Annotated in this window: 21 protein-coding genes and 7 tRNA genes; 8 read left to right on the top strand and 20 right to left on the bottom strand. The window is 43.2% G+C overall.

The features are described from left to right. Positions 1-115: 115 nt before the first annotated feature. The 14 genes from PLE34_RS02220 to PLE34_RS02155 all read right to left on the bottom strand — a co-directional run bounded on the left by PLE34_RS02220 (position 116) and on the right by PLE34_RS02155 (position 6,449). Complete coding sequence (locus PLE34_RS02220) at positions 116-808, bottom strand: hypothetical protein (protein WP_324553773.1); 693 nt, start codon at positions 806-808, stop codon at positions 116-118. A 334-nt stretch (positions 809-1,142) separates the two neighbouring features. Next, entirely contained in the window at positions 1,143-2,612 is a 1,470-nt protein-coding gene (locus PLE34_RS02215; protein ID WP_324553771.1) for an RtcB family protein, read from the bottom strand. Positions 2,613-2,874: 262 nt separating this feature from the next. After that, a complete protein-coding gene (locus PLE34_RS02210) occupies positions 2,875-3,015 on the bottom strand; it encodes a hypothetical protein (protein WP_324553769.1) in 141 nt (46 codons plus the stop codon). 18 nt (positions 3,016-3,033) lie between these two features. After that, complete coding sequence (locus tag PLE34_RS02205) at positions 3,034-3,519, bottom strand: ribonuclease H-like YkuK family protein (protein ID WP_324553767.1); 486 nt, start codon at positions 3,517-3,519, stop codon at positions 3,034-3,036. Positions 3,520-3,556: 37 nt separating this feature from the next. Next, positions 3,557-3,628: transfer RNA gene (locus PLE34_RS02200), tRNA-Phe, on the bottom strand. 4 nt (positions 3,629-3,632) lie between these two features. Further along, positions 3,633-3,706: transfer RNA gene (locus tag PLE34_RS02195), tRNA-Lys, on the bottom strand. Between the two features lie 55 nt (positions 3,707-3,761). Further along, positions 3,762-3,832 (bottom strand) — tRNA-Arg (locus tag PLE34_RS02190). Positions 3,833-3,837: 5 nt separating this feature from the next. Then, positions 3,838-3,910 (bottom strand) — tRNA-His (locus PLE34_RS02185). Positions 3,911-3,916: 6 nt separating this feature from the next. After that, positions 3,917-3,989 (bottom strand) — tRNA-Gln (locus PLE34_RS02180). A gap of 5 nt (positions 3,990-3,994) precedes the next feature. After that, positions 3,995-4,066 (bottom strand) — tRNA-Asp (locus PLE34_RS02175). Between the two features lie 3 nt (positions 4,067-4,069). Further along, positions 4,070-4,142 (bottom strand) — tRNA-Glu (locus tag PLE34_RS02170). 600 nt (positions 4,143-4,742) lie between these two features. Further along, complete coding sequence (locus PLE34_RS02165) at positions 4,743-5,462, bottom strand: hypothetical protein (RefSeq protein ID WP_324553765.1); 720 nt, start codon at positions 5,460-5,462, stop codon at positions 4,743-4,745. After that, complete coding sequence (locus PLE34_RS02160; protein WP_324553763.1) at positions 5,444-5,578, bottom strand: hypothetical protein; 135 nt, start codon at positions 5,576-5,578, stop codon at positions 5,444-5,446. The genes PLE34_RS02165 and PLE34_RS02160 overlap by 19 nt, the downstream gene beginning before the upstream one ends. Before the next feature lie 100 nt (positions 5,579-5,678). Continuing rightward, entirely contained in the window at positions 5,679-6,449 is a 771-nt protein-coding gene (locus PLE34_RS02155; protein ID WP_324553761.1) for a response regulator, read from the bottom strand. A 545-nt stretch (positions 6,450-6,994) separates the two neighbouring features. Between PLE34_RS02155 and rpoN the strand changes: the two genes are divergently transcribed. Together rpoN and PLE34_RS02145 are read left to right on the top strand one after the other, a co-directional pair. Further along, positions 6,995-8,479 (top strand): RNA polymerase factor sigma-54, encoded by a 1,485-nt coding sequence (rpoN, locus tag PLE34_RS02150; protein ID WP_324553759.1) that lies wholly within the window; start codon positions 6,995-6,997, stop codon positions 8,477-8,479. Next, the gene (locus tag PLE34_RS02145; protein ID WP_324553757.1) at positions 8,476-9,135 is read left to right on the top strand and encodes a hypothetical protein; all 660 of its coding nucleotides are present in this window, start codon (positions 8,476-8,478) and stop codon (positions 9,133-9,135) included. Before rpoN ends, PLE34_RS02145 begins: the two co-directional genes overlap by 4 nt. A gap of 36 nt (positions 9,136-9,171) precedes the next feature. On the opposite strand, the gene PLE34_RS02140 is transcribed toward PLE34_RS02145, so the two are convergent. The 5 genes from PLE34_RS02140 to PLE34_RS02120 form a co-directional block, all read right to left on the bottom strand. Continuing rightward, positions 9,172-9,465 carry a hypothetical protein gene (locus PLE34_RS02140; protein WP_324553755.1) on the bottom strand — a complete coding sequence of 98 codons (294 nt, stop codon included), beginning with the start codon at positions 9,463-9,465 and terminating at the stop codon, positions 9,172-9,174. 63 nt (positions 9,466-9,528) lie between these two features. After that, on the bottom strand, positions 9,529-9,966 hold the full coding sequence (locus PLE34_RS02135) for a response regulator (RefSeq protein ID WP_324553753.1): 438 nt from the start codon (positions 9,964-9,966) through the stop codon (positions 9,529-9,531). Between the two features lie 178 nt (positions 9,967-10,144). Beyond that, positions 10,145-11,167, bottom strand: a complete 1,023-nt coding sequence (ruvB, locus tag PLE34_RS02130; RefSeq protein ID WP_324553751.1) for a Holliday junction branch migration DNA helicase RuvB — start codon at positions 11,165-11,167, stop codon at positions 10,145-10,147. 17 nt (positions 11,168-11,184) lie between these two features. Beyond that, positions 11,185-11,601 (bottom strand): Fur family transcriptional regulator, encoded by a 417-nt coding sequence (locus tag PLE34_RS02125; RefSeq protein ID WP_324553748.1) that lies wholly within the window; start codon positions 11,599-11,601, stop codon positions 11,185-11,187. A 58-nt stretch (positions 11,602-11,659) separates the two neighbouring features. Further along, entirely contained in the window at positions 11,660-12,283 is a 624-nt protein-coding gene (locus PLE34_RS02120; protein WP_324553746.1) for an SCO family protein, read from the bottom strand. 165 nt (positions 12,284-12,448) lie between these two features. Between PLE34_RS02120 and PLE34_RS02115 the strand changes: the two genes are divergently transcribed. From PLE34_RS02115 to PLE34_RS02105, 3 genes are all read left to right on the top strand, one after another. Further along, on the top strand, positions 12,449-12,841 hold the full coding sequence (locus PLE34_RS02115; protein ID WP_324553744.1) for a MerC domain-containing protein: 393 nt from the start codon (positions 12,449-12,451) through the stop codon (positions 12,839-12,841). 89 nt (positions 12,842-12,930) lie between these two features. After that, a complete protein-coding gene (locus PLE34_RS02110) occupies positions 12,931-13,785 on the top strand; it encodes a sugar phosphate isomerase/epimerase family protein (protein WP_324553742.1) in 855 nt (284 codons plus the stop codon). A 43-nt stretch (positions 13,786-13,828) separates the two neighbouring features. Next, the gene (locus PLE34_RS02105; RefSeq protein WP_324553740.1) at positions 13,829-15,160 is read left to right on the top strand and encodes a Gfo/Idh/MocA family protein; all 1,332 of its coding nucleotides are present in this window, start codon (positions 13,829-13,831) and stop codon (positions 15,158-15,160) included. A 100-nt stretch (positions 15,161-15,260) separates the two neighbouring features. Here PLE34_RS02105 and rbp read toward each other — a convergent pair whose 3' ends face one another. Then, on the bottom strand, positions 15,261-15,590 hold the full coding sequence (rbp, locus tag PLE34_RS02100) for an RNA-binding regulator (protein ID WP_324553738.1): 330 nt from the start codon (positions 15,588-15,590) through the stop codon (positions 15,261-15,263). A gap of 184 nt (positions 15,591-15,774) precedes the next feature. Here rbp and PLE34_RS02095 point away from each other — a divergent pair, with 184 nt between their 5' ends. The 3 genes from PLE34_RS02095 (at position 15,775) to PLE34_RS02085 (ending at position 18,739) form a co-directional block, all read left to right on the top strand. Continuing rightward, positions 15,775-16,485, top strand: a complete 711-nt coding sequence (locus PLE34_RS02095) for a DsbA family protein (protein WP_324553737.1) — start codon at positions 15,775-15,777, stop codon at positions 16,483-16,485. A gap of 337 nt (positions 16,486-16,822) precedes the next feature. Continuing rightward, positions 16,823-17,635: a hypothetical protein gene (locus PLE34_RS02090; RefSeq protein ID WP_324553735.1), complete on the top strand. Its 813-nt coding sequence runs from the start codon at positions 16,823-16,825 to the stop codon at positions 17,633-17,635. Between the two features lie 171 nt (positions 17,636-17,806). Then, a complete protein-coding gene (locus tag PLE34_RS02085) occupies positions 17,807-18,739 on the top strand; it encodes an EamA family transporter (RefSeq protein ID WP_324553733.1) in 933 nt (310 codons plus the stop codon). Positions 18,740-18,772: the final 33 nt, after the last annotated feature.

Below are 18,772 nucleotides of genomic sequence, written 5' to 3'. Positions count from 1 at the left end.
TTTAATACGATACTTATTTTTTTAATGCCCGGCCGCATAGTATATCCGTTGTACAAGGGAGTGACACAAGGAACGGTGAAGCGTGCGATGTGGCCGGTAACAAAAAATGCAATTGTTATTCAGTGCAAAACCGCAGCAATTGTTCCAGGTCAGCTTCTTTATTAAAATCCGGATTGTTTTTTGCAATGTATTTTCTTATGGCGTCTCTGTTTGAAGGGAAAATATTATAAAATCCTTTCTTGTCTGCCTTTTCAAAACGGTTATACTGATTGCCGATATACCAACTGGTTACTGTTTGGAAAAGCACGTCTCTGTCTACTTTCAAACGATGTACTTTGTCGCTGGCATATATGCTTGAATAAGTGGTTACGGCCGAAGAGCCTGAAGAGCCACCATAGGCCGTGCCCACTTTATCGGGAATCTGGATCATTTGCTGTTTTACAGCGAGCTTATGGGAGCGGATCTGTACAACCTGCCGCAGGTATCCCTTATCGTAGTAAAATACAAGGCTGTCAATGCTGATGTATTTAATCAGCCCGGGGTCTGCAATGGCCAGGGTATCGCCGCCGGTATTTAAAAACTGCATTTCATCCAGCAGGTGATTGTAATTGAACTGTTGTTTCACGGAAGCGCCCGATCTTAAGAAAGCGGTTCCTTCTGTAAAAGAAGGAAATATATATTTTGCTTCGCCGGGTATTGCTTCATCCGGGGCTTCGCCGGCTTTAACGATGTATCTTTTTTGTGCCTGCCCAGCGCAATCATTATTATACCAAAAGCATGCTATTAAAATCAAAAGTACCCGCATCATACCGGTTGTGCCTGCAATTTACCTTTATTTTTGTTTTGAACCACGGAGGCAGGGAAACACGGAGGAACACCAGGTTGTTTATAATTCCGGCTCCGTACCTCCGGTTGAGCAGATGTTGCGACGCTCCGTTCAAGGTTCGGTTCACTAATGATCAATATACTTCATTGTATATCCTTTGCCTTTTACTAACAGGGATCAATCACATTCGCTGTGCGGCCTACGCTGTACAGCTGCTCCGCTGTACGGGTTCCGTTGTACGGGGCGTCTTCGCCTCGTACAACTTATTGTCGCCTCCGGGCGACGTTACCAGCAGGCGATCGTAACACTTTACCGCTCACTCCCCCATCACATCTGTTCTTACCTTCTTTCCCCAATTCTTATGCGAAGCACCGTCCATCTTTACAATTTTAGGCACGAACCTGCCGAGCACCTCCACCAGTTGTTTTTGCGATTGCATTACCGCCTCAATATCCTTATAGGCAAAAGGTGCTTCATCTAACCCGCCGCCCAGCAATTTTACCTGGTGCTTTTTAAGCTCAGCTTTCAGCGCGCTGTCGGTAACAGATTGTAACGCTTTACTGCGGCTCATTTGCCTGCCTGCTCCATGCGATGCGGAATTCACAGAGGCTTCCTCTCCTTTTCCTTTTACTATAAATCCATTAGCGGTCATGCTGCCGGGAATAATACCCAATACGTTTTTACCTGCCGGTGTAGCGCCTTTGCGATGAACGATCACTTCCTTTCCTTCCCATTGTTCCTTCCATGCAAAGTTGTGATGATTCTCTACCATCTTAATTGGTTTACGTTCCAATTGCTTTGCTATTTTTTCATGGATGATATGATGACAGGCAGAAGCATAATCACCTGCCAGGTTCATGGCGATCCAGTATTCCATACCGGCTTCTTCATCTAAGCTGAGCCAGGCAAGGTTGGCGGCTTCGCCCGGCAGGCGTCTTTTTTGTTTGGCGATCTTAGTATAGTGATTGGCTATGTTAGCCCCCAATGCCCTTGAGCCGGAGTGCGACAACAGTGCCACATAATTACCCGGTTCAATACCCAATACCTCATCTTTCTCAGTTATTGCCACTTCACCAAATTCCACGAAATGATTACCGCTCCCGGATGATCCTAATTGCTTCCATGCCCGTCCGTGCAGGTTTTTCAGTAAAGGCAGCGATCCAAATTCCGGGCGATCCATTACTTCGTGATCAGCGGCATGATCAAACTGCTTTCCGCTTCCGAACAGGGTAGCTTCATTTAATTCCCTTATAAAATAATTTTCCTTTTTCAGCAACTCCTTCGGATCCATGTCAAACACGCTCAAACACATGCGGCAGCCAATATCCACGCCAACGCCATACGGTATTACCGCGTTGTGTGTTGCCAGCACACCACCTATCGGCAAGCCGTAACCGCTGTGCGCGTCGGGCATTAAGGCCCCCGCAACGGCCACGGGCAGTTTAGCCGCGGTATACATCTGGTGCATGGCGCCTTCTTCAATATGTTCCTGTCCGAATACATGGAACGGAATACCTGAATTATTCAATGACACCTGTGCTCCTCCCGCATGGCCAGCCTTATCCTTGTGAAGGGTATGCAGCAGCTTTGCTGCAATCAACCCCAGTACCGCATCGTCTTTATATGCAACCGGTGCTTCCAGTATTTTTTTCAATAGTTCCATTACTCTCTCCTTATTATGATGCTTATAGTTTTTTTGCATCACATTCATTGCCACGCTTATCACCGGGCTTTCGGGGTAGCCGATAGCTCTTAATTCTTTTCCTGTTATTTTTAACTTGTTCATTGTTTTTTGTTTTGAACCACGGAGGCAGGGAGACACGGAGGAACACAGAGGTTTTTGATTCCAGCTCCGTAACTTCGGTTGAACTGATCTCCGGCTTTGTTTGAAAATTCGAATGTTGCTATATTACCGGTAGCCCTCTTTGTCATCATTTTAAAATGAATTATTCACCAAACGAAGCCAAATGCACTACAACCAGGCTAAAACCGTTTTCCACTCTTTTAGAAATGGTTGCCAACCTTTGAAAGGTTGGCAACCATAATCACTATTTCTTCGGCACAAAAATCTCCTTCAACTGCTCAATCAATACACCGTTGCCACTTACACTAATGTTGCTGGTCTTATCTGCGATCTTTTCTACGTATTCCATCTCCTTCAGTTTCCACAATATCTCATTTTCTTCCATGAGTTTGGCATGCAGATTTTATTGTACCACTTTATTCGCACAGCTTGAGCTTGCAAAGGCCTCCGGTTTTGCTTTAAAGGCGAATCCCATTCCCATAATATAACCCATGGCTTCTTTTAGCGCATCATTGCTCTTAAAGTTTGGATTGGTGTTGATGTCGGCATGCACTTCCATATCCACGCTGTACCGCGAAAAAATATTGCACAGGGCATAAGCCACTTCAATACTCTTACCTACCTCAGTCAGCATCCGTTGTTTGATGCTCATCTTTTGTGTAGTGATCTCATTGTGTATATACATGAACCCTCCCTTCCCTTTCCTGATGAATACAATAACAGTCGCAAATTCAGTTTCCCTCCCCTTTACCTGGCTGTCGGTGCCAATGCACACTTTTAAAGAATGTCCCATTTCTTTTTCTCTTATGATCACAGTTCTTATCTCATCTTCAATCGGCTGTTGAACGCTTTCGCCGGATAACTTCCTCCATTTTTGCTGTTGTTCCATTTTCTTCCTTAACAGGTATTTAAAATCTTCTTATCTGTGGACGAAGCCGGATTCGAACCAGCACAGTTGGTGCTTCAAACCAATGCTCTGCCATTGGAGCTATTCGTCCGTCGTTGGTCCGCAGGGATTCGAACCCTGAACCCTCCGGTTAAAAGCCGGATACTCTTGCCAATTGAGCTACGGGCCAATTTTTGTTGCGACTTACAGAAGTTTATTTTCCACTAAGCGCTTTATCCTTTTAGCTGGCTTAAGAAGAGTCGAACTTCTGTCTCTGTGTTCGTAGCACAGTATCCTTCCATTGAACGATAAGCCATCATTGGTTGACTCCGGGATTCGAACCCTGTTCTCCACATTCACAGTGTGGTGCTTTACCGGATAAGCTAAAGCCAACGTATTGTTGTCGGAGCTGGATTCGAACCAGCATCTTCAGCTTCAAATGCTGAAATGCTCAACCATTGCACCATCCAACATTCAGCGGTTCGTACGGGAATCGAACCCATAGCAACAGATCGACAATCTGTGATGTTAGCCGTTACACCAACGAACCTTGTAATCTGTACGGGAGTTGAACCCGTATTTCAAGAATGAAAACCTTGCGTCCTGAACCATTAGACGAACAGATCATTGTTTGTTTGGCAGGAAGGATCTGATCCTATACCCGCTATTTTTATATGCAGCAACAAAAAACCCGGTCGTTTGCTGCGACCGGGTCCCTTTTCATTATGCCTGTTCAATACAGGTTATGTATAGTTATACCACGGTCGCGTATGTTTGCTATCCTCTTCATGGCCTTCAGGCACACTGCTGTTGTTGGCCTGCACATACCCATATCGTACAGATAATGATAGCTGTATATTCCGCATTGGAATCGTAAATCGTTTATGTTTTAAAGCTTTCAGCATTTTATTTTAATAAATATTCACCGAAAATAAAAACCCCGCAATCTCTTGCGGGGCGTATATTTGATTGAATCTGTTATTTCAACTTAACCATCAGCATTACATGCCCCGCAACTGGTATCATAGCCTGTCCGGCTAAACCAATCTGATGTTTTAATTTGTTGTTCTTTTTGATGCATGTGTTACTGTTTATCATTTTATTTTGCGGTGCAAAGGTTGAGCTATTTTTTTGATAGTGCAAGTTTTTTAAAAATAATTTTTTAAAAATAATTTTCAGACAGCCTGGGAAAAGGGGAAGAGTTGTTAATTAATAGATGCCATTCATCAAAACGAAATACCCTCAACCTGTACATTCCAAAGATACCAGCAATCCAATGTTGTATCCAGCTCAAAATGAACACCCCAGCTTCCTTTTAGATATATGGGATCATTTTGCAATGAGGCAGTTACTGCGTAGTTTCCTTTTACAATGCAGGTATTGCCGTTAATGGTACATGTTTCCCCGCCAATTTCAGCATCATCCAGCGTATCGTATGCTTCCTTAAACCGGTTTGCCAGCAATTTAAATGCATCTTTCGAAAGCGGGTAATGGTTATTTAATCTCAGGTTTTTACTCCTGAAGCAGGGCATATAATCAAATGGCGATTTTTGAAGCAGGTACGCTATGCAGTTATCTACAGCATAATTTGTATTGTCGTAAGCATGATCCGGGTAAAACTCATCATAAATAAACCCGTGCATCATACCGGGGATATCCATATCATTCATTTCATGCTCAAATAATTCTTCAGTAGTGAAGCGGTACAGCTCGCGTACTGTAATGTTGGCACTGCATACATCCAAACTGATTTGATATTGCTGTAAATAACCATGCAGCGTTTCCCAGGCTTCTTCTATTTCATCATCGGGTATTTCAGATACCGGCTTAAAATGAACCGGTCTCTCTATCTTATCAAAAACTTTGATATACTTTGGATTTTGGGATTGCTTTTCAAATGCCTGGATATAATGGAGGAATTCGTTTTCTATCCGGGGCGGAAGCATGGCGGCATCATCCGTTTTTTCAAATTCGGGCCCTTTTCAAGCATCAGTTTCATTTTCAGAAAATCGTTTTCTGCTTTCAGGCGTTCTTCATCGCTTAGGTTATCAAAATCATTCATAAAAAATGAATATCTGATAAATATAAGCAAAATATAAATATTATAAACAATGCAGATGGGTGTTAGTAGCGTAAAAATATAGGGAAGTTCCGGCAATTGATCAGGATAATATATTTACCTTCAATTCACGAACTACCTGTGCGAGGGTATCATCAAGATTAATGATCAGGTTTTTAAGTACGGGGCCGTTTTGTTTTTGTTCTGCAAACATTTCAATTTTCCTGATATCATCTTTCAACGACACAATATCCAGGTTATCAATATCGGGCTTTATGCGATGGGCGATGGCATACATTTCATTGAAATTGTGATTGTTGTATGCCGTTTTAAGCTGGCTTACCGCTGCCGGTGCCTGCTCCACAAAAACATGGATCATTTCCCGCAGCATATGCCGGTTCCCCTTGCTTACGTCTTCTAAGAAGGAAAGATTATAAAGGGCGGATGACGGAGTGGCATTTGTTGTTGCCGTACTTTCTGCTATACCATTTTTAAAAGGAATGCAGGTGGCAATTTTATCTAAAAGCTCTTTTTCGGTATAAGGTTTTGAAATAAATCCGTTCATTCCGGCTTCTATACATTTACTTTCTTCCCCGTGAATTACGTTAGCCGTTATGGCTATAACAGGAACAGTTAAAGAAAGGTTATTCCTGATGTAACGGGTGGTTTCAAAGCCATCCATCACAGGCAGGTGCAGGTCCATTAATACAAGATCAAATGAGCGGTTCCGTAAAAGTTGAATAGCGTCCATGCCATTGTCTGCCTCTGTAACATTGGCGCCTGTTCCCTGTATAATGGCTGAAGCCAGGAGCGTGTTCATTTCATTATCTTCTACCAGCAGGATACTAATATTTGCAAGCGGCCTCAGGCTCATAAGTTTGTTATTTACACACCGGGCTTACCTATTCGTTAATGCACACCGGCCTTAACCATATTAATTTTCTATGCTAATGTAATATTTTGTTCAAAGCAAAATGGAATCAGGAATAAGGTTGTTTAAAAACAGTATTACAAATGATCCCTGTAAAGTTTAAACGAAAGATAAAAGGATTTAGTGTTACAGGAAACAAACAGTCGTATAAGTAATGCCATTAAAACGGCCAGCAGATTTTTTCTTTTGCTGAATTATTTTTTTACTTTTTTTCTCCTGTATCCTGCGGCTTGCGTTCCGGCCCCGCTCCCCTCTTTAGCTGAAAAGCAATTCCAACCGCGATCCTGTGCATTTTCATTTATAATAATGACGCGGGTTTGAAAAGAGCAAAAGGAACGCCGGGGAAAAGAATTGTTAACATCCCAATAAAAAAGCCAACTTCCGGGGATGTTAATAAGTTTTGTACTTAAATTTACGGCCTGATTTTTGTGGAGGCGCCGCCTCCTGAAATTTAATTTACCGGTTTTTTCAATGATTATATTTCCATTATGGCCCTGAGTCAGAGTTTACAACAGAAACTGTTACAGAAGCTTTCTCCCCAGCAAATTCAGCTTATGAAATTGCTGCAGGTTCCTACGGCCAACTTAGAAGAAAGAATTAAAGAGGAGATGGAAGAGAACCCGGCCCTTGAAGCAACAGAAGACGACCAGGACGCTACCGATGGAGAACTTGTTGATGAATTTGAGGGCGATGCAGAGGATGATTTTGAAGCGGAAGGTAGTGAAGATGAATATGATAATATAGATATCAGTGAATATGTAGGGGAGGATGATGACGTAGCCGATTACAGGTTAAAGGATGAAAACTACCCGGAAGTTGATGAAAAGCAAACCCTTCCCTTTAAAATTGAAAGCACTTTTCACGAATCCCTGCTGGAGCAGTTACGCATGCTGCATTTGGATGAGAGGGAGCGTAAAATTGCGGAGCACATTGTAGGTAGCATAGATGACGATGGATACCTGCGGAGAGATTTTGGCGCTATTGCCGATGATTTGGCTTTCCGTCAAAATGTTTTGGCTACTGAAGAAGAAATAGGCTCGCTGGTAAAGCAGATACAAAAGTTTGATCCTGCAGGGATCTGCGCCCGGGATTTAAGACAGTGCCTGCTGCTGCAACTGGAACGTAAAAAAGAAGAAGGCCGTGAAGTGGATATTACCATCAGCATCCTGTCTGACTACTTCGATGAGTTTACGAAAAAGCATTATGAAAAAATACAGAAAGGTTTAAATCTTACAGATGAAGACCTGAAGGCCGCTATTAACCAGATCATACGCCTCAACCCAAAGCCAGGCGGCAATGTGGGGAACACCAATATAGGCGAAAGCTATGTTATACCCGACTTCTTCATTCTTAACAATAACAATAAGCTGGAGCTTACGCTTAACTCCAAAAACGCACCCGACCTTCGTATCAGCGAAGGATACAGGGATATGCTTAAAGAATATGACCGGGGAAGCAAAAAAGACAGGCGCCAGAAAGAGGCCGTTATTTTTATTAAACAAAAGATTGATGCAGCCAAGTGGTTTATTGACGCCATTAAGCAAAGGCAGAATACCCTGTATACCACCATGCACGCTATCATGGATTACCAGTATGAATTTTTCCTGACAGGAGACGAAACAACGCTGAAACCCATGATATTGAAAGATATCGCGGAGCGTACAGCGCTTGATATTTCTACGGTAAGCCGCGTGGCCAACAGTAAATTTGTACAAACCGAATTTGGAACCTACCGCCTTAAGTTCTTTTTCAGTGAATCATTGAGTACGGATAGCGGTGAGGAAGTGTCTACCCGTGAAGTAAAAAAGATATTGAGTGATATGGTAGAAGGGGAAAGTAAGAAAAAACCGCTCAGCGATGAACGGCTTACCGAATTGCTGCAGCAAAAAGGATATAACATTGCCCGCAGAACGGTGGCCAAATACCGCGAACAACTGAATATTCCGGTAGCACGCTTAAGAAAACAATTATGAATAGTTACCCCGCGCCAGGTACTGCTCTTGTATTACCTGTAGTAAAGATATTGGCCCAGTTCTTTTCCTGGCTTTTACATCCCCTGCTTGTGGGTTTATACATGGCCCTGTACCTTATTTATTTTAACCCTGAATATTTTATGGGGGTAAGTACATCAGGAAAAACACAAACTCTTTTTATTTATCTTATCAATAGTGTTTTTTTTCCTTTAATGGCTGTGCTTTTATGCAGGGGGCTGGGGTTCGTTCAATCGGTATATCTTAAAACCCAGAAAGAAAGGATAATACTGTATGCGATCAGCATGATCTTTTTCTTCTGGACCTTTTATGTTTTTAAGAACAAGCCGGGTATCCCGGTAATTATGGCCCAAATGAGCCTTGGTATTTTTATTGCGGTAATCATTGATTTTGTTGCCAATATCTTTTTTAAAATAAGCATGCACGCAACAGGAGCAGGCGGCTTAATAGGCCTGTTTACCGTACTGCTGTTCACTTCTCCGGGCCTTGTGAATGTTCCCCTGGCTGTTGCTGTTTTTCTGGCAGGGCTCATCTGCACATCACGTCTTATCGTTTCCGATCACCGGACTGGAGATATTGTGCTGGGGCTGATGGCAGGCTTTGCAAGTCAATGGATAGCCGCCTGGTATTTTGGATAAAAAATAGCGCTTCAAACAAATTGAAGCGCCGTAGCTTTATATGGGTTGGATTGACTTAGCTTGCTGCTGTTTGCGAACAAATTTTATGATCCACATTACGGTAAAGCTGGGGATAAAATCAAGACCGGGTAAGAGTTCTTCTATAAAATTAAAAATACCGCCCATCGCTCCTTTCCATCCGCCAAATAACCTGTAAAAAATTAACCCTGATACAGGAGCCCAAATCACATCGCCAAACTCACCTAAAAAGGGCAGAGCATAGCTGGCGTAGCCGAGTAAATCCATTACAAGGCAAATCAATAAAGCCGGTTGTTTTTGTGCTGTGTTCATTGCGCTGCTAAAACGGAACATATTATTGACGATTATTACAGGAAAAGGTTGCAAGTAAAAAAACTATGCTGCCGGGGGAAGATTTAATTTTCCCAGGATCTCTTCCAGGCGAAAAGGCTTTGAAATATAATCATTCATGCCTGCCGCCCTGCATTTTTTATATTCAGCACTGCCGGTACCTGCTACCAGCCCGATAATAGGAATAGAACGATAGGGATCAGCCATCTCCCGGATGCGCCGCGTAGCGGTATAGCCATCCATAACCGGCATCTGCACATCCATGAAAATGATTGCAGGATTATTAGTATGCAGCAATGCCAGCGCTTTCTCGCCATTGGAGGCTTCTATTACGTTATACCCGCTATTCCTTAACAATACAGAGATCAGCAGCATGGTATCGGGGTCATTTTCAACTACCATTGCCAATGGAACCGCTATTCCCTGTTCATTATTTCCTTCTGCCCTTTCGTCCTTAAGATACATAAACGCTTTATTATCCATATTTTTTATTAAAATGATACCCTGCAATAAAGGCTTAAGGATTCCCTTCTCTTGCAAATGTTATACCATTTACACTAACGCGGCAGGATGACGTTTATTTAATGATGAAGTAATAATACTCCTAAAATTGTTGACGAACCTTACCATAACCGGATGGCGGATGTTTATTAAAGCGGAGCTAAAACAAGAGGTTTTTACCCGGAAAACTTTTCCCCAGGTGTTCGTAAGCTTTTGGTGTTGCCTCCCTGCCCCTTGAAGTGCGCATGATGAACCCCTGCTGAATTAAAAAAGGTTCATATACTTCTTCTAATGTACCCTGCTCTTCGCCTACGGCGGTAGCGATAGTGGTAATGCCCACAGGCCCGCCTTTAAATTTTTCAATAATGGTAGAAAGAATCCGGTTATCCATTTCATCAAGGCCGTAAGCGTCAACGTTTAAGGCTTTTAGCGCATGCAGCGTTATGCCTTCATCTATAATGCCGTCATTCAGCACCTGTGCAAAATCTCTTGCCCGGCGCAATAAGCCATTGGCAATACGCGGTGTGCCCCTGCTTCGCCCGGCAATTTCTTTTGCCGCTGCGTCCGATATGGTTACCTGCAATATTCCGGCCGACCGACAAATGATTTTTGTTAATATGGCAGCATCATAATACTCAAGCCTGGATTTAATAGCGAAGCGGGAAAGCAATGGTGCGGTAAGTAAGCCGCTCCGGGTGGTAGCGCCAATTAAAGTAAAAGGGTTGAGGTTGATCTGTATACTGCGGGCATTGGGGCCGGTGTCTATCAGGATGTCAATCCGGTAATCTTCCATGGCAGCATACAGGTATTCTTCCACCACGTTGCTCAGGCGGTGTATTTCATCTATGAATAATACATCATTGGGCTGAAGATTGGTAAGCAATCCGGCAAGATCCGCGGGCTTTTCAATTACCGGGCCCGAAGTTTCTTTAATGTGCACCCCCAGTTCGTTGGCTACTATGCGGCTCAGGGTTGTTTTGCCCAGCCCCGGCGGGCCATGAAAAAGAATATGATCTAAGGCTTCTCCTCTTATTTTAGCCGCTTTGATAAAAATTTTGATATTATCAATGACCTTTTCCTGTCCGCTAAAATCTGCAATTTCATTAGGGCGTATATTATTCTCAAATTCTTTTTCAACTGTACTCAATGCCGCTTTATCTGTATTTAAATTAGGGTTTTGCATATTTCCGTTTCAATTGTTCAACTGCAGGCTTTGCAAAAGCCGCTTACCACAACCTCTGTTTGACGGGTTTTATATCCCCGGGGTAATTTAATATCCGGAACCTGCACGTCTTCGAGGCAGGTAGTAGTGCCGCAACTAATGCACATAAAATGTACATGATCATCGTGGTGATGCCCCTGCTCACAGTTGTCTTTACACAAAGCATATTTTATGGAATTATCGGGAGTGGGGATGGTGTGTATAATGCCCTTTTCCATAAAGGTTTGCAGGGTACGGTATACCGTTACCCTGTCGTACTTTTCTTCCGTTTTCGATTCTATATCATGATGCGCCAGCGCGCTGTCGCTTTGTAAAAAAAGTTCCAGTATTTTTCTCCTGCTGTCTGTTATGCTCAACTGGTTCTTCTTTAATAAATCTACGATTTGCGGTTCCATAGCTGTTCTGCTTTATAAGAAGATCATAAAAATAATGCGCAGCCGGCCTTAGTTGTATTTATGCGGGTTGCAGGGTCTTTTCCTTTAACAGGTCTTTTATATCGGTGATCAGCTTTTCAATTTCATCCTTCTTCAACCCGTCATATATCCCTCTTACCTGACCGTTCTTATCAACCAATGCGAAAAACTGCGTATGAATAAACTGCTCGTCAATATTGGTAGCATTATTCTTAGGGTCGTCTAAAATATAACTTTCCCTGGCAGTTTTATATAAGCTGTCTTTACTTCCTGTTAAAAACCACCAGCTTTTTATATCTGCTCCCAGTGAATCGGCATACGTTTTTAACCTGGCTGTATTATCTGTTTCGGGGTCAACCGTATGTGAAAGGATAAGAAAATCATTTTCGTTTTTGAACTGCTCAAATACTTTTTTCATATTCCTGTTCATTTTCGGACAAATGCCTTCACAGGTTGTAAAAAAGAATTCCGCGGCGTACACCCTGCCTGCCACGTCCTTTTCGCTTATCTGCTGCCCGTCCTGCCTTTCAAACGAAAAGTGTTTTACTATATTTAAAACAGGCAGGCGCGATTTGGAAGAATCTATTGTAGCATATAAAAACGCATAGAATGCGCCAAAAAGCAATACAAAAAAGCCAATATACAGCCACGTTTTCCGCTTCATACAATAATCATTTTTTTCCATGCAAAGTTACAACTGTAAGCCGTATGTTCCTGCCTTAAAATAACAGGTCCGGTACACAGCCTCAAAGAAATTTTTTTGACCTGTTATTTAAATGCAACAAAGTTGCATAATTTTTATATATTTGCCGCCAATTTAATTACCTGTATGTTCCGGATCAATTATGATGCCCTTGGTATTACCGCTTCTTTAGCCTGCGCCATTCATTGCGCTATCCTGCCTTTGCTGCTTACCAGTTTACCCGTTTTCGGCATTAATATCATTCATAATTATTTTTTCGAATATGGTATGATAGGATTGGCCTTCGTAGTTGGCATGTATGCTTTATATCACGGCTATAAAAAGCATCACCATAAAACTTTACCGGCAGTTTTTTTCAGTGCAGGGATATCCTTTCTCCTGCTAAAGGAATTGTTTCATGATTATCATGTGCTGTTGCTGGTGCCGGCCGTTATACTGATCATTACCGCTCATTACATGAACTATAGCTTATGCCGCAAAGCAAACCATTGTCACGCCGGGGATTGTAATCACGGCTGATTGTAATGCAGCACGGACTAACAGGCAGGTGGCTTTTTTAACGGGGTCTTGATTTTTTCCTTAATTTCATTCCTTAAACCAGTCTTGCCATGACTACCCGGAGAACATTTATCAAACAGTCTGCTTTATTTTCTGCTGCCGCCTTTGTAACGCCTTCCTCTCTTCTAAAAGTAAATAAGCGTATAGGACTACAGTTGTATACGCTGCGCGGAGATATAGCGAAAGATCCTAAAGCCGTTATCGAAAGCGTGGCCGCTATAGGATATAAAGAGGTTGAATCTTTCGGTTACCAGGCAGGAAAGTATTTTGGTATGACACCAAAGGATTTCGCCGCATTATTAAAATCTAACGGGCTCACACATCCCAGCAGCCATTATATGCTGGCCGGACTTTCCGGTAACTGGCAAAAAGCAGTAGAAGATGCGGTAGTAGCCGGGCAAAAATATATGGTAGTAGCCTACCTGCTGGATACAGAAAGGAAATCAATAGATGATTATAAAAAAATTGCCGCCCGGTTTAATGTTGCTGCGGAGGCATGCCAAAAAGCCGGCATACAATTCGGCTATCATAATCACGATTTTGAGTTTACAGACATGGGTGGCCGGCACGGCTTTGATGTGCTGTTAAAGGAAACCGATCCGAAACTGGTAAAGTTTGAGCTTGACCTGTATTGGGCGAGCTTTGCGGGCAAAGATCCTGTTGAAATGTTTCAGCAGCATCCCGGCCGCTTCCCGCTCTGGCATGTAAAGGATATGGACAATACCCCGAAAAGATTTTTTACGGAAGTGGGTAACGGGGTTATAGACTTTAAGAAAATATTCGCCCACGCAAAAGCATCGGGCATGCAGCATTATTTTGTGGAGCAGGATGTGTGCCCCGGGCCTCCTATAGAAAGTATTGAAAAGAGTTATCAATACATCAGCAAGAACCTTGCTGGCCGATAAGCTGCATCATTTGTTAATCAACTTTTCTTATAAACCAACAAGTATGTCAAGCAGAAGAAAATTTTTAACAGACGGCTCCCGTATGGCAGCCGGCGGATTGATATTATCAGCTCTCTCCCCTAATGTATTTGCTTTTCACAAAAACCGGCTGTCGGCCAGCGACCAGATCAATATTGGCGCAATAGGCATTAACGGAATGGGCTGGGCGGATACAAAAGCCGCATTAAAAGTGCCGGGTGTGCAGTTAGTGGCATTATGCGACGTAGATAGAAATGTGCTCGATAAGCGGGTAAAAGAGCTGGCTGCCCTTAATATAGATGCGGCTAAAGTAAAAATATACGGAGATTACCGTAAGCTGTTAGAAAATAAGGATATTGATGCCGTAATTATTGGCACGCCCGATCACTGGCATTGTTTACAAATGGTGGAAGCCTGCCAGGCAGGCAAGCATGTGTATGTGGAAAAGCCTATTGGTAACTCCATTGTGGAGTGTAACGTAATGGTGGCCGCGCAAAAAAAGCACAACAGGGTAGTGCAGGTTGGCCAATGGCAAAGAAGCCAGCAGCATTTCAGGGATGCTATTGAATTTGTGCATTCCGGGCAGTTAGGCAATATACGAACGGCTAAAGTGTGGTGCTACCAGGGATGGATGAAGCCCGATATTGTACAACCCAACAGCGCGCCTCCCGCAGGTGTTGATTATGCCGGATGGCTGGGCCCTGCACCTCAAAAACCATTTAATGCAAGCCGGTTTCATTTTAATTTCCGGTGGTTCTGGGACTATGCCGGCGGGCTCATGACCGATTGGGGCGTACATCTTATAGATTATGCGCTTTTTGGTATGAAGGCCGATGTGCCTAAAACGGTTATGGCGCTGGGTGGCAGGTTTGCCTATCCGGAACTGGCGGAAGAAACACCTGATACCCTTACCACCTTATATGAATTTGAAAATTTTAATATGGTTTGGGACCATGCCATGGGTATTGATAACGGCCAGTATGGACGCGATCATGGTATTGCATTTGTAGGTAACAATGGCACGTTGGTGCTCGACAGGGGAGGCTGGGAGGTAATGGAAGAAAAGAATGCAAAAAACAAAGTAAGCAAACCCCATGTGAAGCCTTCGGAGAGCGGGCTCGACAAGCATATGCAAAACTTTATGTCTGTAATACGTTCCGGGAAAATGGAGGAGCTGACAGCTCCCATACAAATAGGCGCCGATGTAGCTATTGTAGCCCAAATGGGGAATATTGCCTTCAGAAGCGGTAAGCGCCTGGCCTGGGATAAAGCCGCGGGAAAATTTACAGACGATGCGGTAAATAAAGCATACCTGGCAAAAGCCTATAACAACGGATATAAAATACCCCGAATATAAAATAACAAAAGGAGAACAATGATTGTAACACAATAGGTTGTTCTCCTTTTAAAGCAATACTTTCCTGCTGTTATATTAAACAGTTGAGAAAGACCGTATTTTAGTAGCGACCACCGCCACCGCGGTTGCTGCCGGCAAATGAACGCCTGTTACCGCCACCGCCGTTGCCGCCGCTATTGCTGCGTTCTTCACGGGGTTTAGCTTCTGTAACAGTGATCGGCCTGCCTTCAACAACGCCTTTGTCTAATTCGGTAATAGCCTTCTGCGCTTCCTCGTCATTAGGCATTTCAACAAATCCAAATCCACGGCTGCGACCGGTAAATTTATCGGTTATAACCCTGGCAGAAGATACTTCTCCGTATTCTTCAAAAAAAGCTTTTAAGTCCTCGTCTACGACGTTGAAACTTAAATTGGAAACATAAATGTTCATACTAAGTGATTAAGTTTTACAAATGTAAATCTGAGAAAACAGGGAAGTAAGGACGACTGAACTATTAGCAGAAGATGCGTAGCAGATTGAATCATTTCATTACCGGAACTGTACAAACTCAAATTTGAGGCGCAAAGGTAGGGATTAGTTTTCATGTAACAATAATTATTTTTAAAAAAATAAAGTGCCGGAAGCACAGGCTACTTTTGCCGTAAAAAGGACAATGAAGCCCCTGATCATTTATTGTTATGATGCCTACTGCGGGTGGTGTTATGGCTTTAGCCCGGTAATGCAAAAACTGGAGGTGCAATACCGTAATGCTATTGATTTTGAAGTATTGTCGGGTGGTATGATCCTTCCGGAAAAGCCGCGGCATATTGGTGTAATAGCAGATTATATCAGGCAATCATACAAAATGGTTGAAGACCATACCGGCATATCATTCGGCAGGGATTATTTATGGCATATCAATAACCCGGAAGACAGCGACTGGTTTCCCCATTCTGAAAAACCCGCTATTGCTTTATGTGTGATCAAAGATGAGCATCCCCACCTTGCCGTTCCCTTCGCATCCGCCCTTCAGTATGCCTTACATTTTGAGGGCAGGGATCTGTGCGATGATGAAGCGTACCGTCATTTGCTGAGCAATTATCCTATATCCCCTGAATTATTTTATAAAAAGCTGCACAGCGTGGAATACCGTGAAAAGGCGTACCATGAGTTCGCGCTATGCAAACAGCTTAAGGTAACCGGTTTTCCCGCCGTGTTTTTGCAGGTAGCCGGTAACCGGTTCTATGCCATAGCCAAAGGGTATACGGATTATAACACATTGAAAAACAGTGTAGAAAATGTTTTGAGGGAAGCGGGGGATCCGAAGCCCGAAGAAAAGCACTAAGAACCAAATCACAAGAACCAAATTTGCCTACCGGCAGGCAGGCCTGTCCGCCGGGGCGGATAAAATTCAAATAGTAAATCTCAAATCCGAAAAGGAAAATCCGAAATCCGAAGGAGCCGGTTGTCAACCATTAGCTTTCAGCTATAGGAGCATAGAAGGAGTATTCATTCTATCGTTAGTAGTTTTTGTCTGCCCTATACCTCATGCCTCATACCCTATACCTTCATTCATGCCAATAACACAGGAATGTTTATCCAAAAGGTGCAACGTTATAGTTTATTACGATGTCAGTTCAAAGGTTAAGGCAAATGTATTTAGCTATTTAATAAGGCTGTTTATGAAGAATCAGTTATATATTCTGTTTTTTGCGCTGTGCTTTGCCGGCTGTAAAAAAGACACGGTAACCCGGCACGATACATCGGGGCCAAAGCTGGTGTTTGTAAAAGCGAAAACGAACGGGGGAGATATTGTACAAAATGAAAACATATATAATGAAAGCGGGAACATCAAAACCCGCATCAGCTATAAGGATTATGGGGCAGGATTAGTTAGCGCTAAAACCGGGTATCAATACCAGGATGGCAGGCTGGTTCAAAAAGATGACCAGATGGATGTTTCCAGCAGCAGCTTTGCCAGCCAGTACGTCAACAGCCGTTCCGTGTTTGAATATAGCGGCAACCGTATTATACAAAGTAACCACTATCTGAAAATAAACGACGATTACGAATTGCGTTCCTTTACGGTTTTTTCCTATGATGCTGCGGGTCGTCCTGTTAAACAAACCCGGTATTCGGCAGACGGGGCACTGTTTGGATATACTACTTACACTTATGAAGGCAGCAACATCATATTAAGTGAAGAATACAATCAAAGGCAGTTTGACCCCGAGCCTGTACTTACGTTGAAGTGTAGTTACCAGCATGATAACAAAAAAAATCCCTACAGGAATGTTTACCACAGCATAGAAAATATTCCCTTCTCTGTAAACGGAAATAATATAACAGCCACCACTACAGTTAATTATAATAGCTATCCTCCTTCCACTTCAGGACTAAGCATTACTTCCAACACTACCTATGTGTATAACAATTTGGGTTACCCGGAACTAATGAATGAAAACGGCAATGAATTTGTGCTGGAATACAAATAGTTTTTTAAGGTGATGCGCCCGCTTTTGTACTTCCTGTAGTATCAATAGTCGCAATTTTCCTATAGGTTTGCCGCTCTAAAGGAGTTCCGGTATTGTGAAACAGGAACATTTCAATGCCTGCCCGGGGATACAAAGGAACCGTTAGTATACATAAATAAAAGACAAGCGAGAATGGAAGAGCGCAGTGCACCGAAAATTGCTGCTGCAAAAGTAATTGCAGCTTTTGCTGTTATCTATATCGTATGGGGATCCACCTACTTTTTTATTCACATGGCCATACAGGACATGCCGGTAACGGTGATGGGAACTTTCCGCTTTCTAACCGCCGGACTGCTTATGACAGGCTGGTGTTTGATGAACGGCGAAAAACTGTTTGTATGGAAAGATATCCTGTTCGCTTTTTTTATCGGGTTCCTTTTACTTTTTATCGGCAACGGGGCAGTAGCATGGTCGGAGCAGTTTTTAGCAAGTTCAGTAGTGGCTGTATTTCTTGCATCTACTCCTGTCTGGTTCGTACTGCTCGACTACAGTAAGTGGCGCGCAAATTTTACCAGCGCCGGTATTATCGCCGGTTTGATAACGGGTTTTGCAGGTATCCTTTTCCTGTTCAAAGAAAATATGAGTGAGGCTTTATCAGGCAATGGCAATCAATGGGAAACTGTTTCTATAGGCGTGCTGGTTATCGGTTCTGTGTCCTGGGTAGCCGGATCGCTGTATTCCAAATATAAAACTACAACCTTCAGCGGCGCCCTCAATTCTGGCTGGCAAATGCTGGGCGCTGGTTTGGCCTATGCCATTGCGGGAGGTATACGCGGCGACTGGAATGATTTTAACTGGCACGAAGTTTCAACTTCGGCATGGCTGGCTGTTTTGTATCTTATTACGATGGGTTCTTTACTTGGGTACAGCGCTTATGTATGGCTGCTCAAAGTTCGCCCGGCTACGCAGGTAAGCACGCATGCATATGTAAATCCTGTTGTAGCGGTATTGCTGGGCGTGTTTCTGGGTGCTGAAAAGATATCGGCTTTGCAAATTGCCGGACTTGGTGTTATACTGGCGGGTGTACTGCTGGTGAACCTGGCTAAGTCCCGTAAACAACAGTAGATATATGACATGCCTTATTTAAATACCGCCGGA

Source organism: Agriterribacter sp. (assembly GCF_035445465.1).
Taxonomy (GTDB): domain Bacteria; phylum Bacteroidota; class Bacteroidia; order Chitinophagales; family Chitinophagaceae; genus Agriterribacter.
Note: the sequence above shows the minus strand (reverse complement) of the source record. Positions and strands in the feature narration are given on the sequence as shown.

Excerpts from the sequence above, each read along its gene's own strand:
- PLE34_RS02220 (WP_324553773.1), bottom strand. The coding sequence starts at position 808 with ATGATGCGGGTACTTTTGATTTTAATAGCATGCTTTTGGTATAATAAT.
- PLE34_RS02215 (WP_324553771.1), bottom strand. The coding sequence starts at position 2,612 with ATGAACAAGTTAAAAATAACAGGAAAAGAATTAAGAGCTATCGGCTAC.
- PLE34_RS02210 (WP_324553769.1), bottom strand. The coding sequence starts at position 3,015 with ATGGAAGAAAATGAGATATTGTGGAAACTGAAGGAGATGGAATACGTA.
- PLE34_RS02205 (WP_324553767.1), bottom strand. The coding sequence starts at position 3,519 with ATGGAACAACAGCAAAAATGGAGGAAGTTATCCGGCGAAAGCGTTCAA.
- PLE34_RS02165 (WP_324553765.1), bottom strand. The coding sequence starts at position 5,462 with ATGCTTCCGCCCCGGATAGAAAACGAATTCCTCCATTATATCCAGGCA.
- PLE34_RS02160 (WP_324553763.1), bottom strand. The coding sequence starts at position 5,578 with ATGAATGATTTTGATAACCTAAGCGATGAAGAACGCCTGAAAGCAGAA.
- PLE34_RS02155 (WP_324553761.1), bottom strand. The coding sequence starts at position 6,449 with ATGAGCCTGAGGCCGCTTGCAAATATTAGTATCCTGCTGGTAGAAGAT.
- rpoN (WP_324553759.1), top strand. The coding sequence starts at position 6,995 with ATGGCCCTGAGTCAGAGTTTACAACAGAAACTGTTACAGAAGCTTTCT.
- PLE34_RS02145 (WP_324553757.1), top strand. The coding sequence starts at position 8,476 with ATGAATAGTTACCCCGCGCCAGGTACTGCTCTTGTATTACCTGTAGTA.
- PLE34_RS02140 (WP_324553755.1), bottom strand. The coding sequence starts at position 9,465 with ATGAACACAGCACAAAAACAACCGGCTTTATTGATTTGCCTTGTAATG.
- PLE34_RS02135 (WP_324553753.1), bottom strand. The coding sequence starts at position 9,966 with ATGGATAATAAAGCGTTTATGTATCTTAAGGACGAAAGGGCAGAAGGA.
- ruvB (WP_324553751.1), bottom strand. The coding sequence starts at position 11,167 with ATGCAAAACCCTAATTTAAATACAGATAAAGCGGCATTGAGTACAGTT.
- PLE34_RS02125 (WP_324553748.1), bottom strand. The coding sequence starts at position 11,601 with ATGGAACCGCAAATCGTAGATTTATTAAAGAAGAACCAGTTGAGCATA.
- PLE34_RS02120 (WP_324553746.1), bottom strand. The coding sequence starts at position 12,283 with ATGAAGCGGAAAACGTGGCTGTATATTGGCTTTTTTGTATTGCTTTTT.
- PLE34_RS02115 (WP_324553744.1), top strand. The coding sequence starts at position 12,449 with ATGTTCCGGATCAATTATGATGCCCTTGGTATTACCGCTTCTTTAGCC.
- PLE34_RS02110 (WP_324553742.1), top strand. The coding sequence starts at position 12,931 with ATGACTACCCGGAGAACATTTATCAAACAGTCTGCTTTATTTTCTGCT.
- PLE34_RS02105 (WP_324553740.1), top strand. The coding sequence starts at position 13,829 with ATGTCAAGCAGAAGAAAATTTTTAACAGACGGCTCCCGTATGGCAGCC.
- rbp (WP_324553738.1), bottom strand. The coding sequence starts at position 15,590 with ATGAACATTTATGTTTCCAATTTAAGTTTCAACGTCGTAGACGAGGAC.
- PLE34_RS02090 (WP_324553735.1), top strand. The coding sequence starts at position 16,823 with ATGAAGAATCAGTTATATATTCTGTTTTTTGCGCTGTGCTTTGCCGGC.
- PLE34_RS02085 (WP_324553733.1), top strand. The coding sequence starts at position 17,807 with ATGGAAGAGCGCAGTGCACCGAAAATTGCTGCTGCAAAAGTAATTGCA.